Annotated in this window: 30 protein-coding genes; all 30 read right to left on the bottom strand. The window is 62.3% G+C overall.

Going from position 1 to position 19,083, the window contains the following annotated elements; translation table 11 throughout:
- Positions 1-4: 4 nt before the first annotated feature.
- The 30 genes from C7G61_RS21615 to fusA all read right to left on the bottom strand — a co-directional run bounded on the left by C7G61_RS21615 (position 5) and on the right by fusA (position 19,077).
- Positions 5-805 carry an SDR family NAD(P)-dependent oxidoreductase gene (locus C7G61_RS21615; RefSeq protein ID WP_108518120.1) on the bottom strand — a complete coding sequence of 267 codons (801 nt, stop codon included), beginning with the start codon at positions 803-805 and terminating at the stop codon, positions 5-7.
- Positions 806-941: 136 nt separating this feature from the next.
- Positions 942-1,358 (bottom strand): 50S ribosomal protein L17, encoded by a 417-nt coding sequence (gene rplQ, locus C7G61_RS21610; RefSeq protein ID WP_108518118.1) that lies wholly within the window; start codon positions 1,356-1,358, stop codon positions 942-944.
- 118 nt (positions 1,359-1,476) lie between these two features.
- Positions 1,477-2,508, bottom strand: coding sequence for a DNA-directed RNA polymerase subunit alpha (locus C7G61_RS21605; RefSeq protein ID WP_108518115.1), 1,032 nt, complete (start codon positions 2,506-2,508; stop codon positions 1,477-1,479).
- Between the two features lie 105 nt (positions 2,509-2,613).
- Complete coding sequence (gene rpsK / locus C7G61_RS21600; RefSeq protein WP_006021048.1) at positions 2,614-3,003, bottom strand: 30S ribosomal protein S11; 390 nt, start codon at positions 3,001-3,003, stop codon at positions 2,614-2,616.
- Between the two features lie 117 nt (positions 3,004-3,120).
- Positions 3,121-3,489 (bottom strand): 30S ribosomal protein S13, encoded by a 369-nt coding sequence (rpsM, locus tag C7G61_RS21595; protein ID WP_025588626.1) that lies wholly within the window; start codon positions 3,487-3,489, stop codon positions 3,121-3,123.
- 185 nt (positions 3,490-3,674) lie between these two features.
- Entirely contained in the window at positions 3,675-4,523 is an 849-nt protein-coding gene (locus C7G61_RS21590) for an adenylate kinase (protein WP_108518113.1), read from the bottom strand.
- A 79-nt stretch (positions 4,524-4,602) separates the two neighbouring features.
- The gene (gene secY / locus C7G61_RS21585; RefSeq protein ID WP_108518111.1) at positions 4,603-5,934 is read right to left on the bottom strand and encodes a preprotein translocase subunit SecY; all 1,332 of its coding nucleotides are present in this window, start codon (positions 5,932-5,934) and stop codon (positions 4,603-4,605) included.
- Positions 5,935-6,082: 148 nt separating this feature from the next.
- On the bottom strand, positions 6,083-6,571 hold the full coding sequence (gene rplO, locus C7G61_RS21580) for a 50S ribosomal protein L15 (RefSeq protein ID WP_108518109.1): 489 nt from the start codon (positions 6,569-6,571) through the stop codon (positions 6,083-6,085).
- Positions 6,572-6,646: 75 nt separating this feature from the next.
- The gene (gene rpmD / locus C7G61_RS21575; RefSeq protein ID WP_057849116.1) at positions 6,647-6,841 is read right to left on the bottom strand and encodes a 50S ribosomal protein L30; all 195 of its coding nucleotides are present in this window, start codon (positions 6,839-6,841) and stop codon (positions 6,647-6,649) included.
- Between the two features lie 37 nt (positions 6,842-6,878).
- Positions 6,879-7,454, bottom strand: coding sequence for a 30S ribosomal protein S5 (rpsE, locus tag C7G61_RS21570; RefSeq protein ID WP_028349043.1), 576 nt, complete (start codon positions 7,452-7,454; stop codon positions 6,879-6,881).
- A 61-nt stretch (positions 7,455-7,515) separates the two neighbouring features.
- The gene (rplR, locus tag C7G61_RS21565; RefSeq protein WP_108518107.1) at positions 7,516-7,875 is read right to left on the bottom strand and encodes a 50S ribosomal protein L18; all 360 of its coding nucleotides are present in this window, start codon (positions 7,873-7,875) and stop codon (positions 7,516-7,518) included.
- An 11-nt stretch (positions 7,876-7,886) separates the two neighbouring features.
- Entirely contained in the window at positions 7,887-8,420 is a 534-nt protein-coding gene (gene rplF / locus C7G61_RS21560) for a 50S ribosomal protein L6 (RefSeq protein WP_108518105.1), read from the bottom strand.
- A 16-nt stretch (positions 8,421-8,436) separates the two neighbouring features.
- Positions 8,437-8,835 (bottom strand): 30S ribosomal protein S8, encoded by a 399-nt coding sequence (gene rpsH, locus C7G61_RS21555; protein WP_057834252.1) that lies wholly within the window; start codon positions 8,833-8,835, stop codon positions 8,437-8,439.
- Positions 8,836-8,849: 14 nt separating this feature from the next.
- The gene (gene rpsN / locus C7G61_RS21550; RefSeq protein ID WP_108518102.1) at positions 8,850-9,155 is read right to left on the bottom strand and encodes a 30S ribosomal protein S14; all 306 of its coding nucleotides are present in this window, start codon (positions 9,153-9,155) and stop codon (positions 8,850-8,852) included.
- Between the two features lie 45 nt (positions 9,156-9,200).
- Positions 9,201-9,758 (bottom strand): 50S ribosomal protein L5, encoded by a 558-nt coding sequence (gene rplE, locus C7G61_RS21545; RefSeq protein WP_108518100.1) that lies wholly within the window; start codon positions 9,756-9,758, stop codon positions 9,201-9,203.
- Entirely contained in the window at positions 9,751-10,065 is a 315-nt protein-coding gene (rplX, locus tag C7G61_RS21540) for a 50S ribosomal protein L24 (protein WP_108518098.1), read from the bottom strand. Before rplX ends, rplE begins: the two co-directional genes overlap by 8 nt.
- Positions 10,065-10,433 carry a 50S ribosomal protein L14 gene (gene rplN, locus C7G61_RS21535; RefSeq protein ID WP_011473865.1) on the bottom strand — a complete coding sequence of 123 codons (369 nt, stop codon included), beginning with the start codon at positions 10,431-10,433 and terminating at the stop codon, positions 10,065-10,067. Before rplN ends, rplX begins: the two co-directional genes overlap by 1 nt.
- Positions 10,434-10,517: 84 nt before the next feature.
- The gene (rpsQ, locus tag C7G61_RS21530; protein WP_057843583.1) at positions 10,518-10,766 is read right to left on the bottom strand and encodes a 30S ribosomal protein S17; all 249 of its coding nucleotides are present in this window, start codon (positions 10,764-10,766) and stop codon (positions 10,518-10,520) included.
- Positions 10,767-10,777: 11 nt separating this feature from the next.
- Positions 10,778-10,984, bottom strand: a complete 207-nt coding sequence (rpmC, locus tag C7G61_RS21525) for a 50S ribosomal protein L29 (protein ID WP_108518096.1) — start codon at positions 10,982-10,984, stop codon at positions 10,778-10,780.
- Positions 10,985-10,989: 5 nt separating this feature from the next.
- Complete coding sequence (rplP, locus tag C7G61_RS21520) at positions 10,990-11,403, bottom strand: 50S ribosomal protein L16 (protein WP_025588649.1); 414 nt, start codon at positions 11,401-11,403, stop codon at positions 10,990-10,992.
- Positions 11,404-11,435: 32 nt separating this feature from the next.
- A complete protein-coding gene (rpsC, locus tag C7G61_RS21515; RefSeq protein WP_108518094.1) occupies positions 11,436-12,134 on the bottom strand; it encodes a 30S ribosomal protein S3 in 699 nt (232 codons plus the stop codon).
- Positions 12,135-12,151: 17 nt separating this feature from the next.
- Positions 12,152-12,538 (bottom strand): 50S ribosomal protein L22, encoded by a 387-nt coding sequence (gene rplV / locus C7G61_RS21510; protein WP_108518092.1) that lies wholly within the window; start codon positions 12,536-12,538, stop codon positions 12,152-12,154.
- 10 nt (positions 12,539-12,548) lie between these two features.
- Positions 12,549-12,827: a 30S ribosomal protein S19 gene (gene rpsS / locus C7G61_RS21505; protein WP_108518089.1), complete on the bottom strand. Its 279-nt coding sequence runs from the start codon at positions 12,825-12,827 to the stop codon at positions 12,549-12,551.
- 12 nt (positions 12,828-12,839) lie between these two features.
- On the bottom strand, positions 12,840-13,673 hold the full coding sequence (rplB, locus tag C7G61_RS21500) for a 50S ribosomal protein L2 (RefSeq protein WP_108518087.1): 834 nt from the start codon (positions 13,671-13,673) through the stop codon (positions 12,840-12,842).
- Between the two features lie 12 nt (positions 13,674-13,685).
- A complete protein-coding gene (locus tag C7G61_RS21495) occupies positions 13,686-13,985 on the bottom strand; it encodes a 50S ribosomal protein L23 (RefSeq protein WP_108518085.1) in 300 nt (99 codons plus the stop codon).
- Complete coding sequence (gene rplD, locus C7G61_RS21490) at positions 13,982-14,602, bottom strand: 50S ribosomal protein L4 (protein ID WP_108518082.1); 621 nt, start codon at positions 14,600-14,602, stop codon at positions 13,982-13,984. The genes C7G61_RS21495 and rplD overlap by 4 nt, the downstream gene beginning before the upstream one ends.
- Position 14,603: 1 nt before the next feature.
- Positions 14,604-15,323: a 50S ribosomal protein L3 gene (gene rplC, locus C7G61_RS21485; RefSeq protein WP_108518080.1), complete on the bottom strand. Its 720-nt coding sequence runs from the start codon at positions 15,321-15,323 to the stop codon at positions 14,604-14,606.
- Between the two features lie 52 nt (positions 15,324-15,375).
- Positions 15,376-15,684 (bottom strand): 30S ribosomal protein S10, encoded by a 309-nt coding sequence (gene rpsJ / locus C7G61_RS21480; protein WP_002712302.1) that lies wholly within the window; start codon positions 15,682-15,684, stop codon positions 15,376-15,378.
- Between the two features lie 89 nt (positions 15,685-15,773).
- A complete protein-coding gene (gene tuf / locus C7G61_RS21475) occupies positions 15,774-16,964 on the bottom strand; it encodes an elongation factor Tu (RefSeq protein WP_108518078.1) in 1,191 nt (396 codons plus the stop codon).
- 40 nt (positions 16,965-17,004) lie between these two features.
- Positions 17,005-19,077, bottom strand: a complete 2,073-nt coding sequence (gene fusA, locus C7G61_RS21470) for an elongation factor G (protein WP_108518075.1) — start codon at positions 19,075-19,077, stop codon at positions 17,005-17,007.
- Positions 19,078-19,083 lie beyond the last annotated feature (6 nt).

Raw genomic sequence — 19,083 nt, 5'->3', positions numbered from 1 at the left:
CACCTCACGCGATGGTCTGAATCAATCCGCCTTCTGCCCGCAGCGCGGCGCCGTTGGTGGCGGAAGCCTCTTTCGAACTGACGTAGATCACCATATTGGCGATCTCCTCGACGCTGGCAAAGCGCTGGATCAGCGATCCGGGGCGATGCTGCTTGATGAACTGCGCGGCCGCATCCTGCTCGGACTGGCCGTTCTGCCTGGCGAGATCGGCAACGAAAGTCTCGACGCCTTCGGACATGGTCGGCCCCGGCATCACTGAATTGACGGTAACAGCGGTACCCCGGGTCAACTCGGCAAGGCCGCGCGAAACTGCGAGCTGCGCCGTCTTGGTCATGCCGTAATGGATCATCTCCCTGGGAATCATCAGCGCCGACTCCGAGGCGATGAAAACGATACGGCCCCAATTCCGCTTCAGCATGCCCGGCATGTAGGCGCGCGACAAACGGATGCCGGACATCACGTTGACATCGAAAAAGCGGCTCCAGTCTTCATCCGGAATATCGAAGAAGTTTTTGGGCTCGAAGATGCCGGCGTTATTGATGAGAATGTCGACATCAGACAGCGCCGCAGCCAGGGCCTTGCATCCCGCCGCCGTCGAGACATCAGCGGCAACTCCCCGCACCTTGCCGCCGGCCTTATCAGCGGTCTTGCCGGGCGCGGCAGCCACGGCATCGACCTTGGCTTGCGTCCGGCCATTGATCACCACGTCCGCGCCGGCAGCCAAGAGGCCCTTGGCAATTGCGTGGCCGATACCGGAGGTGGAGCCAGTCACCAGCGCCGTCTTGCCCGAAAGATCGATTTTCATCCGTCATCTCCATCGTTGATGACAGCGATATCGGGAGCGGCGGATACGATCACAATTGCAGCCAGCGCGCGTCAGATGCGCAAATAAAAAGCGGCGCCCCGGGGGGCGCCGCTTTCGAAACGAATGTAGGCGGAGCTTACGCCGCTTCGGCTTCCTTTTCCTGCACCGGGCCGGAGTCCTGGCCCTTGGCATCGACGTCGCGGTCGACGAACTCGATCACGGCCATCGGCGCGTTGTCGCCGTAGCGGAAGCCGGCCTTGATGATGCGGGTGTAGCCGCCCTGGCGGTCCTTGTAGCGGGGCGCCAGCACGTCGAACAGCTTCTTGACCTGATCCTTGTCGCGCATTTCCGAGATCGCCTGGCGGCGCATGGCGAGGCCACCCTTCTTGCCGAGGGTGACCAGCTTCTCGACGATCGGGCGCAATTCCTTCGCCTTCGGCAGCGTGGTGACGATCTGCTCGTGCTTGATCAGCGCCGCGCACATGTTGGCGAACATCGCCTTGCGATGCTCGGCGGTGCGGTTGAGCTTACGATGAACCTTGCCGTGACGCATTGAACTATTCCTTCTATTCGTCGCGACGGTTCGTCGGACTTGTTGCTCAGGTGGGCTGCCTGCGTTCGCCCGTTAAAAAGCGCGACGAAACATCATCGCGCTCTGGCTTGTTATTCGATCAGTAGTGATCTTCGAAGCGCTTGGCGAGCTCGTCGATGTTCTCCGGCGGCCAGCCCGGCACTTCCATGCCGAGATGCAGACCCATCTGGGCCAGCACTTCCTTGATCTCGTTTAGCGACTTGCGGCCGAAGTTCGGGGTGCGGAGCATTTCCGCTTCCGACTTCTGCACGAGGTCGCCGATGTAGACGATGTTGTCGTTCTTCAGGCAGTTTGCCGAACGCACCGACAGTTCGAGTTCGTCGACCTTCTTGAGGAACGCCGGGTTGAAGGCGAGATCGGGGATGATCTCCTGCGCCACTTCCTTGCGCGGCTCTTCGAAGTTCACGAACACGTTGAGCTGGTCCTGCAGGATGCGGGCGGCATAAGCCACCGCGTCCTCCGGCGAGATCGCGCCGTTGGTCTCGATCGTCATGGTCAGCTTGTCGTAGTCGAGGATCTGGCCTTCGCGGGTGTTCTCGACCTTGTAGGAGACCTTGCGCACGGGCGAAAACAGGCTGTCGACCGGGATCAGGCCGATCGGCGCGTCCTCGGGCCGGTTACGCTCGGCGGCGACATAACCCTTGCCGGCGGCGACCGTGAACTCCATGCGGATTTCCGCGCCCTCGTCCAACGTGCAGATCTGCAGGTCGGGATTGAGCACCACGACGTCGCCGACGGTCTGGATGTCGCCGGCGGTGACAACGCCCGGGCCGGACTTCTTGACGACCATGCGCTTGGGGCCTTCGCCCTGCATCTTGATCGAGATGTCCTTGATGTTGAGCACGATGTCGGTGACGTCCTCGCGAACGCCCGCGATCGAGGAGAACTCGTGCAGCACGCCGTCGATGTGCACCGACTGCACGGCGGCGCCCTGCAGCGACGACAGCAGGATGCGGCGCAGCGCGTTACCGAGCGTCTGGCCGAAGCCGCGCTCGAGCGGCTCGGCGACCACAGTCGCGAACCGGGTCGCGTCGGTGCCCGGCGATACCTGCAGCTTGTTCGGTCGAATAAGTTCTTGCCAATTTTTCTGGATCGTCACTTTGTCACCCATGGGCCAGTCGATCTGCCTTCAAATCACCGGCGTTGGAGATCGCGGATCAGTCCGCGGAAAATTCCAAAAGCGACTGCGGGCAGCAAAACCGCCCGCAATCGAACATCAGACGCGCCGGCGCTTGCGCGGACGGCAACCATTGTGCGGGATCGTCGTCACGTCGCGGATCGACGTCACGGTGAAGCCCGCCGCCTGCAGCGCACGAAGCGCCGATTCGCGGCCCGAACCGGGGCCGGCAACTTCCACTTCCAGCGTGCGCATGCCGTGTTCCTGCGCCTTCTTGGAAACGTCTTCGGCCGCGACCTGCGCGGCATAGGGGGTCGACTTGCGCGAGCCCTTGAAACCCATCGTGCCGGCCGACGACCAGGCAATGGTGTTGCCCTGCGCGTCGGTGATGGTGATGGTCGTGTTGTTGAACGACGAATTGACGTGCGCGATGCCCGAGGCGATGTTCTTGCGTTCGCGACGGCGTACGCGGGTGGCTTCCTTGCCCATTACCTAAAACCTTCCTGTGATCTCAAACGCCGCCGTACTGCCAGCGGCTACACCTAAGAAGCGAACGGTGAGCGGCGAATAGTTCTATTCGCTGCTCACCATCTGCTATTCGAAAAATTACTTCTTCTTGCCGGCGATCGACTTGGCCGGGCCCTTGCGCGTGCGCGCGTTGGTGTGGGTGCGCTGACCGCGCACCGGCAGACCGCGACGATGACGCAGGCCGCGATAGCAGCCGAGGTCCATCAGCCGCTTGATGTTGATACCGGTCTCACGGCGAAGGTCGCCTTCGACGAGGTAGTCGCGGTCGATCACTTCGCGGATCTGCAGGACTTCCTGGTCGCTCAGCTGGCTGACGCGACGATCCAGCGGGATCTTGACCTTCTCGACGATCTCGGCCGCGTTCTTCTGGCCGATGCCATGAATGTACTGGAGCGCGATCAGAACGCGCTTGTTGGTCGGGATATTCACGCCGGCAATACGGGCCACGGACTTCTCTCCTGTCGCCGATCCCTCATGGGCCGGCCTTAAGTTCTTGCTATCTCGGGCAGGTTTCCGCAAACGCGAACACGACGCCCTTCCCCTCATCTGCTTCGGGGCCCGGCATCGTCAAAAACTATCCGACTTGGATGCGGGGCTTATTAAAGGATTCAACTCGGTTTCGTCAACCGCCTCTATCGCTTAGCTCGCTTTTTCGTGACCTTTTTGGCAGGCCTCGAAGTGGTCTTTTTTGCTGCCTTTTTGGCCTTGGCGGTTCCCCGCCCCTTGGCCAGCGAAGCGGCCTTACTAGCCGCCCTGGAAGCCGGTTTGGTGGCCTTACGGGCCGTTCTGACGGCCTTCTTGGCGGTTTTGGCGGCTTTTTTGCCCGCGAGCCCGGCAGTCTTCCTGGCGGCTCCCCTGGCCTTCCGGGCCGGCGCCGCCGCTCTGGGTTCCACCGCGCCGATCGCGGACAGGATCCGGTTGATCTCGCGGGTGACGTGCTCGATGGTCATCATCCCGTCGACCGTCAGGAGCTTCCGGCGCTCGGAATAATAGTGAATCAGCGGCTCGGTCAGCGAACGGTAGTTCGCCAGCCGCTTCGACAGCACTTCCGGGGTGTCGTCGATTCGCACTTCCTCGCCACGGGCCCGCATCTCGGCGACGCGCGTCTCGACGCGGTCCAGCAGCGCGCTCTCGTTGACGCGCAGTTCGACCACGGCGTCGAGCTTGATGTGCTTCTTCTTCAGCAATTCGTCGAGGGCGGCCGCCTGCGGCACCGTGCGGGGAAAGCCGTCGAGGATGAAACCGTTCTTCATGTCAGGCTGGTCGAGACGGTCGGAGATGATCCCGATCACGATCTCATCCGGCACCAGCGCACCGCTCGCCATGATGTCCTTGGCCTGCAGGCCGACCGGCGTTTGGGATGCGACCGCCGCGCGCAGCATCTCGCCGGTCGAGAGCTGGATGATGCCGTACTTCTGAACCAGCCGCTGTGCCTGGGTTCCCTTACCCGCACCCGGCGGACCCAAAAGGATCAATCTCATGACTTTTCGCCCCCCGGCTTGGTGAGCGAAATGCCGCACACCCTCTTATTGAAATTCAGACCGCAGCGTTTCCGCGAGATCAGCGGCGGCGGCCCCTCAGCTTGGATTTCCTGATCAACCCCTCATACTGATGGGCCAGCAGATAGCCCTGCACCTGCGCCACCGTATCCATGGTCACGCTGACGACGATCAGGAGCGAGGTGCCGCCGAAATAGAACGGGACCGACGCGTAGGAAATCAGGATCTCGGGAATCAGACAGACGATCGCCAGATAGATCGCGCCGAGCACGGTAACGCGCGACAGCACGTAATCGATATATTCGGCAGTGCGCTCGCCCGGCCGGATGCCCGGGATGAAGCCGCCATGTTTCTTCAGATTGTCGGCGGTCTCGGTCGGGTTGAACACGATCGCGGTGTAGAAGAACGCAAAGAACACGATCAGGCTCAGGTAGAGGATCAGGAACAGCGGACGGCCGTGGCTGAGCTGGGTGTTGATCCACTGGAACCATTCCGGGCCCTGGCCGGCGTTGAAGTTTGCGACGGTGGCCGGCAGCAGCAACAGCGACGAGGCGAAGATAGGCGGGATCACGCCTGACGTATTGAGCTTGAGCGGCAGATGCGAGGACTGGCCCTCGAACATCTTGTTGCCGACCTGTCGCTTCGGATACTGGATCAGGAGCCTGCGCTGCGCGCGCTCCATGAACACGATGAAGGCGATCACGGCGACCGCCATCACGATCACGACCAGGATCAGGGCGGTCGACAGCGCGCCCTGGCGTCCCAGTTCCAGCATGTTGGCCAGCGCCGAGGGCAGCTCGGCGACGATGCCGGCCAGAATGATCAGCGAAATGCCGTTGCCGATGCCGCGCGAGGTGATCTGCTCGCCGAGCCACATCAGAAACATGGTGCCGCCGGTCAGCGTGACCGTGGTGGAGATCAGGAAGAACATCCCGGGGTCGCTGACGACGTTGCCGGCGCCCTGAAGTCCGATCGCGATGCCGTAGGCCTGGAACGTGGCGAGAACCACCGTGAGGTAGCGGGTATACTGGTTCAGCGTCTTGCGTCCCGCCTCGCCTTCCTTTTTCAAGGCTTCGAGCTTGGGCGATACCGTCGTCAGGAGCTGGATGATGATCGATGCCGAGATGTACGGCATGATGTTCAGCGCGAAGATCGCCATGCGGTTGATACCGCCGCCGGCGAACATGTTGAACATGCCGAGAATGCCGCCGGCCTGCGACTTGAACACCTGCTCCCAGACCGCGGGATCGATGCCGGGCAGCGGGATATAGGTGCCGAGCCGATAAACAAGCAGCGCACCCAGCGTGAACCAGATGCGCTTCTTCAGTTCGTCGGCTTTCGCCAAGGCGCCGAAATTGAGGTTTGCCGCAAGTTGTTCTGCTGCTGAGACCATGTTCAGGCTTTCTCCCGCCGCCCCTCAAACCGCCGCCCCTCCCCCGGGGCGATCGGCAGACGCCGGACATTATTTGGTGCTCGGCTTCGATAAGTCCATTGCTCTCACGTGCGGATCGCCCGCGACAAAACGGGCGATGACGCAGATGTTACGCCGCCTCGCCTTCGTCCTTCTTGGCCGGGGCCAGGATCTTCACCGTTCCGCCGGCCTTCTCGACCGCCGCGACCGCGGATTTCGAGGCGCCATGCACCTCGATCGCGAGCTTGGCCTTGAGTTCGCCGCGGCCGAGCAGCCGCAGGCCGTCCTTGGCGCGACGGATCACGCCGGCCTTCACCAGCGATTCGACGGTGACGGTTTCCTTGGCGTCGACCAGCTTGGCGTCGATCGCCTCCTGCAGCCGGTCGAGATTGATCTCGGCGAAGTCGAGCCGGAAGATATTGTTGAAGCCGCGCTTCGGCAGGCGGCGATGCAGCGGCATCTGGCCGCCCTCGAAGCCCTTGATGCGCACGCCCGAACGCGCGGTCTGGCCCTTGCCGCCGCGGCCCGAAGTCTTGCCCTTGCCCGAACCGATGCCACGGCCGACGCGCATGCGCTTCTTGCGCGAGCCGGCGTTGTCGGCGATATCGCTGAGCTTCATCGTTAGTTTCCCTTATCCTTGGAGCATGATCTTAGCCGAAAACCGGTACCCGCTTTTCGGGATCATGCTCCGATCTTACTTCTCGCCGACGACGCGGACGAGATGTTGAACCTTGGCGATCATGCCGCGAATTGCAGGCGTGTCCTGCAGCTCGGTGACACGACCGATCTTGTTGAGCTTGAGGCCGATCAGCGTCGCACGCTGCGAGTGGTGGCGGCGGATCGCGCTGCCGGTCTGCTCGACCTTGATCGTCTTTGCGGCCTTGGCCATCTTCTTAACTCCAAAGAGCGCTTGAAAATCGCGCCGGTTATTCAGCCACCACTTCGGCATCGCCGCCGACGCGGCGCGACTGCAGCGTGGACACCTTGATGTTGCGGCGTGCGGCCACCGAACGCGGCGAATCCTGATGCTTCAGCGCGTCGAAGGTGGCGCGAACCATGTTGTAGGGATTCGACGAGCCGATCGACTTCGCCACCACGTCCTGGATGCCGAGCGTTTCGAACACCGCGCGCATCGGGCCGCCGGCGATGATGCCGGTACCGGCCGGAGCGGCGCGCAGGTAGACGCGGCCGGCGCCGTGGCGGCCGGCGATGTCGTGATGCAGCGTGCGGCCTTCGCGCAGTGCTACGCGCGTCAGGTTGCGCTTCGCCGACTCGGTCGCCTTGCGGATCGCCTCGGGCACTTCGCGCGCCTTGCCGTGGCCGAAACCGACCCGGCCCTTCTGGTCGCCGATCACGACCAGCGCCGCAAAGCCGAAGCGCTTGCCGCCCTTGACGACCTTCGCCACGCGATTGATGTGGACGAGCTTGTCGACGAACTCGCTGTCGCGCTCTTCGCGATCCCTGCTCCGTTCGCGTCCGCCGCGTTCGCGTTCACCTGCCATGGTGTTTTCCAATCTTTAGGGGAGTAAAGCCCCTGTCCTCGTAATTATCCAAAACGGTTCGTTAGAAGCTGAGGCCGCTCTCGCGGGCCGCATCCGCGAGCGCCTTGACGCGCCCGTGATAGAGATACTGACCGCGATCGAACACCACTTCCTTGACGCCCTTCTGCACGGCGCGTTCCGCCAGCAGCTTACCGACGGCCTTGGCCGCATCGATGTTGGCGCCCGTATTGCCGCCATCGCGCATGGTCTTTTCCAGCGACGAGGCGGAAGCGAGCGTTTCGCCCTTCAGGTCGTCGATGACCTGGGCGTAGATGTGCTTCGACGAACGGAACACCGACAGACGCGGACGTCCATTGGCGGTCCGGCGCAGCGAGTTCCGCACGCGCTGCTTGCGCCGGGCATTCGTGACCTTGAGTGACATGACCGGCTCCGTTACTTCTTCTTGCCTTCCTTGCGGAAGATGAATTCGTTGGCGTACTTCACGCCCTTGCCCTTGTAGGGCTCCGGCGGACGGTAGGCGCGGATTTCCGCGGCGACCTGGCCGACGCGCTGGGAATCGGTGCCCGTGATCGTGATCTCGGTCGGCTTCGGCACCACGATGGTGATGCCTTCCGGGATCGCGTAGACGACGTCGTGGCTGTAGCCGAGCGCGAGCTGCAGGCTCTTGCCCTGCAGCGCAGCACGGTAACCGACGCCGGTGATCTCGAGCTTCTTCTCGAAACCCTTGGTGACGCCCTCGACCAGATTGGCGACCTGCGCGCGCGCAGTGCCGTACATCGCCTGGGCCCGGTTGGTCTTGAACTTCGGTGCGACCTTGACCTCGCCGCTCTCGAACTTCACTTCAACGTCGTCATGCACGACGAACTGAAGCTGACCCTTCGGCCCCTTCATCTTGACGGTCTGCCCTTCGACGCTCGCCGTCACACCGGACGGGACCGCCACAGGCCGTTTGCCAACACGTGACATGGCTCTAAATCCTTCCTCAGAACACCGTGAAGAGAATTTCGCCGCCCACATTCGCGTCACGCGCGGCGTGGTCAGCCATGATTCCCTTCGGCGTCGACAACACCGAAATACCGAGACCGTTGTTCACGCGCGGCAGGTTCTTCACCGAGGCGTAAACCCGACGGCCCGGCTTGGAGACCCGCTCGATCTCGCGAATGACGGGCTCGCCGTCGAAATATTTCAGCTCGATCTCGAGCTCGCTGCGGCCCGAGGCATGTTCGACACTGGCGTAGCCGCGGATGTAGCCCTCGGACTTCAGCACTTCGAGCACGCTGGCGCGCATCTTCGAGCCCGGGGTCGAAACCTTGGACTTCGAACGCATCTGCGCGTTGCGGATGCGGGTGATGAGATCGCTGATCGGATCGTGCGTTGACATCTTGACGACCCTCCTTACCAGCTCGACTTCACGAGCCCGGGAACCAGGCCCTTGGAGCCGAGTTCACGCAGCGCGATGCGGGAAAGCTTGTTCTTGCGATAAATCGAGCGCGGACGGCCGGTCAGTTCGCAGCGGTTGCGGATGCGCGTCGCCGACGAATTGCGCGGCATCTGGGCGAGCTTCAGCGTCGCCGCGAACCGCTCTTCCATCGGCCGGGTCTTGTCAGCGATGATCGCCTTCAGCTTCGCACGCTGCGGGGCGGCGTTCTTCGTCATCCGCTTGCGCCGGTTGTTCTTCTCGATCGAACTCTTCTTTGCCATGCTTTGGCTCCTGGGTTTCCGCGTTTGAGAGGCTTTAGTGGCTTCTCACTGCCGGAACGGGAAATTGAATGCGGTCAACAAGGCACGCGCCTCGTCGTCGGTCTTCGCCGTGGTGCAGACCGTGATGTCCATGCCGCGGGCCTCCGAAACCTTGTCGAAATCGATTTCGGGGAAAATGATGTGCTCCTTGAGGCCGAGCGAGTAATTGCCGCGACCATCGAAGCTCTTCGGATTGAGGCCACGGAAGTCGCGCACGCGCGGCAGCGCCACGTTCACGAGACGATCGATGAACTCGTACATCTTGGCCTTGCGCAGCGTGACCTTGCAGCCGATCGGCTGGTTTTCACGCAGCTTGAAGGTCGCGATCGCAACGCGCGAATAGGTCACGATCGCCTTCTGGCCGGCGATCTGGGTCAGTTCGCCAGCCGCGGTCTCGGCCTTCTTGCGGTCGTTGACGGCATCGCCGACGCCCATGTTGAGCACGACCTTGTCCAGCCGCGGCACCTGCATGACGTTGGCATAGCCGAACTGTTCGGTCAGCTTGCCGCGGATTTCCTTGTCGAATTGCGCGCGCAGCCGCGGCGTGTAAGCGGTATCAGCCATCGATCTCTGCTCCCGAGCTCTTGGCAATACGTACCTTCTTGCCATCAGCCTGAATCTTGAAGCCCACGCGGGTCGGCTTGCCGTCCTTGCCGACATAGGCGATGTTGGACAGGTGGATCGGCGACTCCTTGGAGATGATGCCGCCTTCCTGGTTCTGGGTCTGCTTCTGGTGACGCTTCACCAGGTTGACGCCGCGCACCAGCGCCTTGTTCTCGGCGGGGCGGACCTCGAATACTTCGCCGGTGCGGCCCTTGTCGCGGCCGTTCAGCACGATGACCTTGTCACCTTTCCGGATCTTGGCAGCCATCACAGCACCTCCGGCGCAAGCGAGATGATTTTCATGTGGTTCTTGGCGCGCAGCTCGCGCGGCACGGGCCCGAAGATACGGGTGCCGACCGGCTCCGACTGGTTGTTGATCAACACGGCGGCGTTGCGGTCGAAGCGGATGACCGAGCCGTCGGCGCGGCGGATGTCCTTGCGGACCCGCACCACGACGGCCTTCATCACATCGCCCTTCTTCACCTTGCCGCGCGGAATCGCTTCCTTGATCGACACGACGATAACGTCGCCCACGGTGGCATAGCGGCGCTTGGAGCCCCCGAGCACCTTAATGCACATGACACGGCGTGCGCCTGAATTGTCGGCCACGTCGAGGTTGGTCTGCATCTGAATCATTGATGCACCTCGTCCTCTTTCTGTTGCGCTCGAATTAGCGCCTAAAATTTTTCCTGATTACCCGTCCGGCCAAGCCGAACGAACTCAGGCGGTTTTCTTCTGCTCGCCCCGGACCACGGTCCAGCGCTTCAACTTGGAGATCGGCTTGCTCTCCTCGATCCACACCATGTCGCCCGGCTTGAACTCGCTGTTCTCGTCGTGCGCGTGGTAGTTCTTGGAGCGGCGGATCGTCTTCTTGTAGATCGGATGGGTGAAGCGGCGATCGACGCGCACCACCACCGTCTTGGCTTGCTTGTCGCTCACGACCACGCCTTGAAGGGTACGTTTCGGCATAATACGGCCTCTTACTTCTTCTTCGCGCGCGTTTGCGCGGCGATGGTCTTGATGCGGGCGATGTCGCGGCGGGCTTCACGCAGCCGCGAGGTGTTCTCCAGCTGCCCGGTGGCGCGCTGGAAACGCAGATTAAAACGCTCCTTCTTCAGATTGAGGACGGCGTCCTCCCTCTGGTCGTCGCTCATCGCGCGGATGTCTTCAACTTTCATCGGGGCCATGACGGTTACTCCGCAATGCGCGCGACGAAGCGCGTCTTGATCGGCAGCTTGGCGGCGGCGAGCGAGAGCGCCTCCTTGGCGGTCTGCACCGTGACACCGTCGATCTCGAAAATCACGCGGCCCGGCTTGACCCGCGCCACCCACAGTTCCGGCGTACCCTTGCCGGAGCCCATGCGGACTTCGGCGGGCTTCTTCGACACCGGCAGGTCCGGAAACACGCGGATCCAGACGCGGCCGGCGCGCTTCATGTGACGGGTCAGCGCGCGGCGCGCGGCTTCGATCTGGCGGGCGGTGATGCGCTCGGGCGCCATCGCCTTCAGGCCGAATTGACCGAACGACAACGTCGCACCCGAAGTCGCAACGCCGTGGATACGGCCCTTATGCGCCTTCCGGAACTTCGTTTTCTTTGGTTGCATCATGGCTTTAAGCCCTCAAACCTTCTTCTGATGTCTCACGCTGCGTCGCGGCGCGGACGTGCGGTGTCGCCTTCGGCCATCTTCTTGTCCTGGGCCATCGGATCGTGCTCGAGGATCTCACCCTTGAAGATCCAGACCTTGACGCCGCAGGTACCGAACGTGGTGAACGCGGTCGCCACGCCGTAATCGACGTCGGCGCGCAGCGTGTGCAACGGCACGCGGCCCTCGCGATACCACTCCATGCGCGCGATTTCGGCGCCGCCGAGACGGCCCGAGCAATTGATACGAATGCCTTCGGCGCCGAGACGCATCGCCGACTGCACCGCCCGCTTCATGGCGCGGCGGAAAGCGACGCGGCGCTCGAGCTGCTGGGCGATCGATTCGGCGACCAGGGTAGCGTCGAGCTCCGGCTTGCGGATTTCGACGATGTTGATGACGACGTCGGAAGCCGTGATGTCGGCAACCCGCTTGCGCAGCTTGTCGATGTCGGCGCCCTTCTTGCCGATCACCACACCCGGACGCGCCGAGTGGATCGTCACGCGGCACTTCTTGTGCGGACGCTCGATCACGATGCGGGCGACGGCCGCCTGCTTGAGTTCCTTGTGCAGAATCTCGCGGATCTTGACGTCTTCATGCAACAGCTTGCCGTACTCGTTCTTGCCGGCGAACCAACGGGAATCCCACGTGCGGTTGATGCCGAGACGCAGTCCGATTGGATTGATCTTTTGACCCATCGTTTTCTCCTGCGCGCTTAAGCGCTCGCCTCGGCTTCGACCTGACGCACAACGATCGTCAGCTGCGAGAATGGTTTGTAGATACGGCCCGAACGGCCACGGCCGCGCGGCGAAAAACGCTTCATCACGATGCCGTTGCCGACATGCGCCTCGGCGACGACGAGATCGTCGACCTCGAGGTCGTGGTTGTTCTCGGCGTTCGCGATCGCCGATTCCAGGCACTTCTTGACGTCGACCGCGATCCGCTTGCGCGAAAACTGCAGGTCGGCGAGCGCAGAAGACGCCTTCCGGCCGCGGATCAGCTGCGCGACAAGATTGAGCTTCTGCGGGCTGACGCGCAGCATCCGGGCAACTGCCTTGGCCTCGTTGTCCGCGAGGACACGTTCGCGCTTTGGTTTGCTCATCGTCTATTCCTCAAGCCTTCTTGGCTTTCTTGTCGCCAGAATGGCCATGGAAGGTACGGGTCGGCGAGAACTCGCCGAACTTGTGACCCACCATTTCCTCGTTGATCGATACCGGCACATGCTTCTGGCCGTTGTAGACGCCGAAAACCAGGCCGACGAACTGCGGCAGGATGGTCGAGCGGCGGCTCCAGATCTTGATGACGTCGTGACGGCCCGACGCGCGCGCAGCATCTGCCTTCTTGAGCAGAGAGGCTTCGACGAACGGGCCTTTCCAGACTGAACGTACCATGTCCGGCGTTCCTTACTTCTTCCGCTTGTGGCGGCTTAGGAGGATGAATCGATTGGTCGACTTGTTCGAACGGGTCTTCTTGCCCTTGGTCGGCTTGCCCCACGGGGTGACCGGGTGGCGGCCGCCCGAGGTGCGGCCTTCGCCGCCGCCGTGCGGATGGTCGATCGGGTTCATGACGACGCCGCGGTTATGCGGACGCCAGCCGAGCCAGCGGGTACGGCCGGCCTTGCCGATCGAGATGTTCATGTGATCGGGGTTCGACACCGCACCGATGGTGCCGCGGCAACGGCCGTGCACCAGGCGCTGCTCGCCCGAGTTCAGGCGCAGAATGACGTAGTCCTGGTCGCGGCCGACGATCTGGGCGTAGGTGCCGGCCGAACGCGCGATCTGGCCGCCCTTCCCGATCTTCATCTCGATATTATGGATGATGGTGCCGACCGGCATGTTGCCCATGGGCATGACATTGCCGGGCTTGACGTCGACATAGTTGCCGGCAACCACGGTGTCGCCCGCAGCCAGACGCTGCGGCGCCAGGATGTAGGCCTGCTCGCCGTCCTGATACTTGATCAGCGCGATGAACGCGGTGCGGTTCGGATCGTACTCCAGCCGCTCGACGACGGCGGGAACGTCGACCTTGTTCCGCTTGAAGTCCACCATGCGGTAGGCCTTCTTGTGGCCACCGCCGCGGAAACGCACCGTGATACGGCCGGTGTTGTTGCGGCCGCCATTGCTGATCTTGCCCTCGGTCAACGCCTTGACCGGCTTGCCCTTATAGAGCGCCGAACGGTCGACCATCACCAGCTGGCGCTGGCCCGGCGTCGTCGGATTGTATGTTTTCAATGCCATCGCTGTGTCGCCTTATAGTCCGGTAGTGACGTCGATGCGGTGGCCCTCTTCGAGGGTCACGACAGCCCGCTTCACGTCCGACTGCGAACCGAAATTGCCGCGGAACACCTTGGTCTTGCCCTTGCGGACCAGCGTGTTCACACGCTTCACCTTGACGTCGAACAGCTTTTCGACGGCTTCCTTGATTTGCGGCTTGGTCGCCTTGCTGGCGACCCTGAACACGACCTTGTTGTGCTCGGACGCAACCGTCGCCTTTTCGGTGACGACGGGTGCGACGATCACGTCGTAATGGCGCGGATCGATATTCTTCATTTGAAGCGCGCCTCCAGCGCATCGACTGCCGCCTTCGTCAGCACGAGCTTCTGACGACGCAGAATGTCATAGACGTTGATGCCCTGGATCGGCAGCACGTCGATATTCGGAATGTTGCGCGCAGCGGTCGCGAAACCGGCATGCACCTCGGCGCCGTCGATGATCAGCGCATTGGTCAGGCCCAACCCTGAGAAATGACCGACCAGCGCCTTGGTCTTGGCGTCCTTGACCTGCGCATTGTCGATCACGATCAGGCCGCCGTCCTTGGCCTTCGCCGACAAGGCATGCTTGAGCGCCAGCGCGCGCACCTTCTTCGGCAGGTCGGTCGCGTGCGAGCGAACCACCGGACCGAACGCACGGCCACCGCCGCGGAACTGCGGCACGCGGGCCGAGCCGTGACGGGCGCCGCCGGTGCCCTTCTGCTTGTACATCTTCTTGCCGGTGCGCCAGACGTCGGCGCGACCCTGCGTCTTGTGCGTTCCGGCCTGGCGCTTGTTGAGCTGCCATTGCACGCAACGCTGGATGATGTCGGCGCGCGGCTCGAGGCCGAAGATCGCGTCCGAGAGCTGGACCGAACCAGCTTCCTTGCCTTCAAGGGTCGTGACTTTCAGTTCCATCTCACGCGCCCTCCTGCTCGGCCGGAGCCTGAGCCTGCTCACCGCCGGCAACCTTGAACTTGCCGGGCTTCGGAGCTTCCTTCGGCAGCGGCTTCTTGACAGCATCGCGCACCGAGATCCAGCCGCCCTTGGAGCCGGGAACGGCGCCTTCGACGAGGATCAGGCCGCGCTCGACGTCGGTCTGCACCACACGCAGATTGAGCGTGGTGATGCGATCGACACCCATGTGACCGGGCATCTTCTTGTTCTTGAAGGTCTTGCCGGGATCCTGACGTCCGCCGGTCGAACCGATCGAACGATGCGACACCGACACACCGTGGGTGGCGCGCAGACCGCCGAAATTCCAGCGCTTCATGCCGCCGGCAAAACCCTTACCGACCGAGGTGCCGGTGACGTCGACGAACTGGCCGACCACGAAATGGTCCGCCTGAATCTCGGCGCCAACCGGGATCAGCGCGTCTTCCGACACGCGGAACTCGGTGACCTTACGCTTGGGCTCGACCTTGGCGACCGCAAACTGGCCGCGCTCTGCCTTCGGCAGATAGACGGTCTTGCGGGTACCCGAACCGAGCTGCAGCGCAACATAACCGTTCTTCTCGGTCGTGCGGTGGCCCAGCACCTGGCAATTGCCCAGCTTCAGCACGGTCACAGGAATATGTTCGCCGGTCTCCGTAAAGACCCGCGTCATCCCGACCTTTTGTGCGATCACTCCGGAGCGCATCGGCGTGCTTCCTGTTCTTTCTGTCCGCTAACTTCGGACGATCCTGAAAATCTTAGAGCTTGATCTCGACGTCGACACCGGCGGCCAGGTCGAGCTTCATCAAAGCATCGACGGTCTGCGGGGTCGGATCGACGATGTCGAGAAGGCGCTTGTGGGTGCGCATCTCGAATTGCTCGCGGCTCTTCTTGTCGACGTGCGGTGAACGGTTGACGGTGAACTTCTCGATGCGGGTGGGCAGCGGAATGGGACCGCGAACCTGGGCACCGGTACGTTTCGCCGTGTTCACGATCTCGCGGGTCGACGTATCGAGGATACGATGGTCGAACGCCTTGAGACGGATGCGAATATTTTGGCCGTTCATTGCCGTTGTCTCTTTCTTCGTCGCTTGATGCGAGTAGTGAGCGGCGAATAGCGAATGAAACCATTCGCTATCCGCTTTTCGTTTTCTCTTTACTCGATGATGCTTGCGACGACGCCGGCACCGACGGTGCGGCCGCCTTCACGGATCGCGAAGCGCAGCTTTTCTTCCATCGCGATCGGCACGATCAGGTGCACTTCCATCGCGATGTTGTCGCCCGGCATCACCATTTCGGTGCCTTCGGGCAGATGCACGACGCCGGTCACGTCGGTGGTGCGGAAGTAGAACTGGGGCCGGTAGTTGGTGAAGAACGGGGTGTGACGACCGCCCTCTTCCTTGGTCAGGATGTAGGCCTCAGCCTTGAACTTGGTGTGCGGCTTGACCGAACCCGGCTTGCACAGCACCTGGCCACGCTCGACTTCCTCACGCTTGGTGCCGCGGAGCAGCGCACCGATGTTGTCGCCGGCCTGGCCCTGATCGAGCAGCTTGCGGAACATTTCGACGCCGGTGACGATGGTCTTCTGGGTGTCGCGCAGACCGACGATTTCGATTTCCTCGCCGACCTTGACGATGCCGCGCTCGACGCGACCGGTCACAACGGTGCCGCGACCCGAGATCGAGAACACGTCTTCGACCGGCATCAGGAACGGCTGGTCAATCGGACGCTCCGGCTGCGGAATGTACGCGTCGACCTGCTTCATCAGTTCGAGGATCGCGTCGTGACCGAGCGCCTTGTCCTTGTCTTCGAGGGCGGCCAGCGCCGAGCCCTTGATGATCGGAATGGTGTCGCCCGGGAATTCGTACTTCGAAAGCAGTTCGCGAACTTCGAGCTCAACGAGTTCGAGCAGTTCCGGATCGTCGACCATGTCGCACTTGTTCAGGAACACGACGAGCGCGGGAACGCCGACCTGACGGGCGAGCAGGATGTGCTCGCGGGTCTGCGGCATCGGGCCGTCGGCGGCCGACACGACCAGGATCGCGCCATCCATCTGGGCTGCGCCGGTGATCATGTTCTTCACGTAGTCGGCGTGGCCCGGACAGTCGACGTGGGCGTAGTGCCGGTTGGTGGTTTCGTATTCGACGTGGGCGGTCGAGATCGTGATGCCGCGCGCCTTCTCTTCCGGCGCCTTGTCGATCTGGTCGTACGCCGTGAACGTCGCACCGCCGGTTTCAGCCAGCACCTTGGTGATCGCTGCGGTCAGCGATGTCTTGCCATGGTCGACGTGACCGATGGTTCCGATGTTGCAGTGCGGTTTATTACGTTCAAACTTTGCTTTGGCCATTTGACTCTCCGTTCAGTCGTTAGCTTTGAACCAACGACAATCAGGCAAACTTCTTCTGGACTTCTGCCGACACGTTCGCCGGCGCTTCAGCGTAGTGATCGAATTGCATCGTAAAGGTCGCGCGTCCCTGGCTCATCGAGCGCAGGTTATTCACGTACCCGAACATGTTCATGAGCGGCACCATCGCATTGATGACGTTGGCGTTGCCGCGCATGTCCTGGCCCTGGATCTGGCCGCGCCGCGAATTCAGGTCGCCAATGACCGAACCGGTATAGTCTTCCGGGGTCACCACCTCGACCTTCATGATCGGCTCGAGCAGAACGGACTTGCCCTTCTGCAGCGCTTCGCGGAATGCCGCGCGCGATGCGATTTCGAAGGCCAGCGCCGAAGAGTCGACGTCGTGATACTTGCCGTCGACCAGCTGGACCTTGACGTCCACCACCGGGAAGCCGGCGACCACGCCCGAGCCCATCACGCTGTTGAGGCCCTTTTCGACGCCGGGGATGTATTCCTTCGGCACCGCGCCGCCGACGATCTTCGATTCGAACTCGTAGCCCTTGCCGGGCTCGTTCGGCTCGACGATGATCGACACTTCGGCGAACTGACCGGTACCGCCGGTCTGCTTCTTGTGCGTGTACTTGACTTCAGCGCGCTTGGTGACCCGCTCGCGGAACGCCACCTGCGGCGCGCCGATGTTGGCGTCCACCTTGTAGGTGCGGCGGAGGATGTCGACCTTGATGTCGAGATGGAGTTCGCCCATGCCCTTGAGAATGGTCTGGCCGGACTCCTGGTCGGTCGACACGCGGAACGACGGATCTTCGGCGGCGAGCTTGGCCAGCGCCACGCCGAGCTTTTCCTGGTCGGCCTTCGACTTCGGCTCGATCGCGATTTCGATCACCGGCTCCGGGAATTCCATCTTTTCGAGGATCACCTGCTTGTCGGGATCGCACAGCGTGTCACCGGTGCGCGCTTCCTTCAGGCCCGCCAACGCGACGATGTCGCCGGCATAGGCTTCCTTGATGTCTTCGCGGTTGTTCGCATGCATCAAAAGCATACGGCCGATACGCTCTTTCTTTTCGCGGGTCGAATTGACGACACCGGTGCCGCTCTGCAGGACGCCCGAATAGATGCGGCAGAAAGTGATGGTGCCGACGAACGGGTCGTCCATGATCTTGAACGCGAGCAGAGCGAGCGGCTCCTTGTCGTCGGCCTTGCGCAGCACTTCGTTGCCGTCATCATCCATGCCTTTGATCGCGGGCACGTCGACCGGCGACGGCAGATAGTCGACGACGGCGTCGAGCAGCGGCTGCACGCCCTTGTTCTTGAACGCCGAACCGCACAGCACGGGATAGAACGCGCCGGTCAGCACGGCCTTGCGGATCAGCCGCTTCAGCGTCGCCTCGTCCGGCTCCTTGCCGTCAAGGAAGGCAGCCAAGGCGTCATCATCGAGCTCGACGGCGGCTTCCACCATCTTCTCGCGATACTCCTTGGCCTGGTCGACCATGTCGGCCGGAATATCGACGTAGTCAAACTTCGCACCGAGCGATTCATCGTTCCAGATGATGCCCTGCATCTTCACGAGGTCGACGAGGCCCTTGAAATTGTTCTCGGCGCCGATCGGAAGCTGGATCGCGATCGGCTTGGCGCCGAGGCGGTCAACGATGTCGGCGAGACACTTGAAGAAGTCCGCGCCGGTCTTGTCCATCTTGTTGGCGAAGACGATGCGCGGAACCTTGTACTTGTCGCCCTGACGCCAGACGGTTTCGGTCTGCGGTTCGACGCCCTGGTTGGAATCGAGCACGCACACGGCGCCGTCGAGCACGCGCAGCGAACGCTCGACTTCGATGGTGAAGTCGACGTGGCCGGGGGTGTCGATGATATTCAGACGCTTGCCGTTCCAGAATGCGGTGGTCGCAGCGGAGGTGATCGTGATGCCACGCTCCTGCTCCTGCTCCATCCAGTCCATCGTCGCGGCACCTTCGTGCACTTCGCCGATCTTGTGGCTCTTGCCGGTGTAATAGAGGATGCGCTCGGTGGTCGTGGTCTTGCCGGCATCAATATGCGCCATAATACCGAAGTTGCGGTAATTCTCTATGGCATGAACGCGGGGCATGGGCTG

Origin of the sequence: Bradyrhizobium algeriense, from assembly GCF_003062295.1 — a bacterium.
Taxonomy (GTDB): domain Bacteria; phylum Pseudomonadota; class Alphaproteobacteria; order Rhizobiales; family Xanthobacteraceae; genus Bradyrhizobium; species Bradyrhizobium algeriense.
This window is presented reverse-complemented; position numbering and strand designations above follow the sequence as displayed.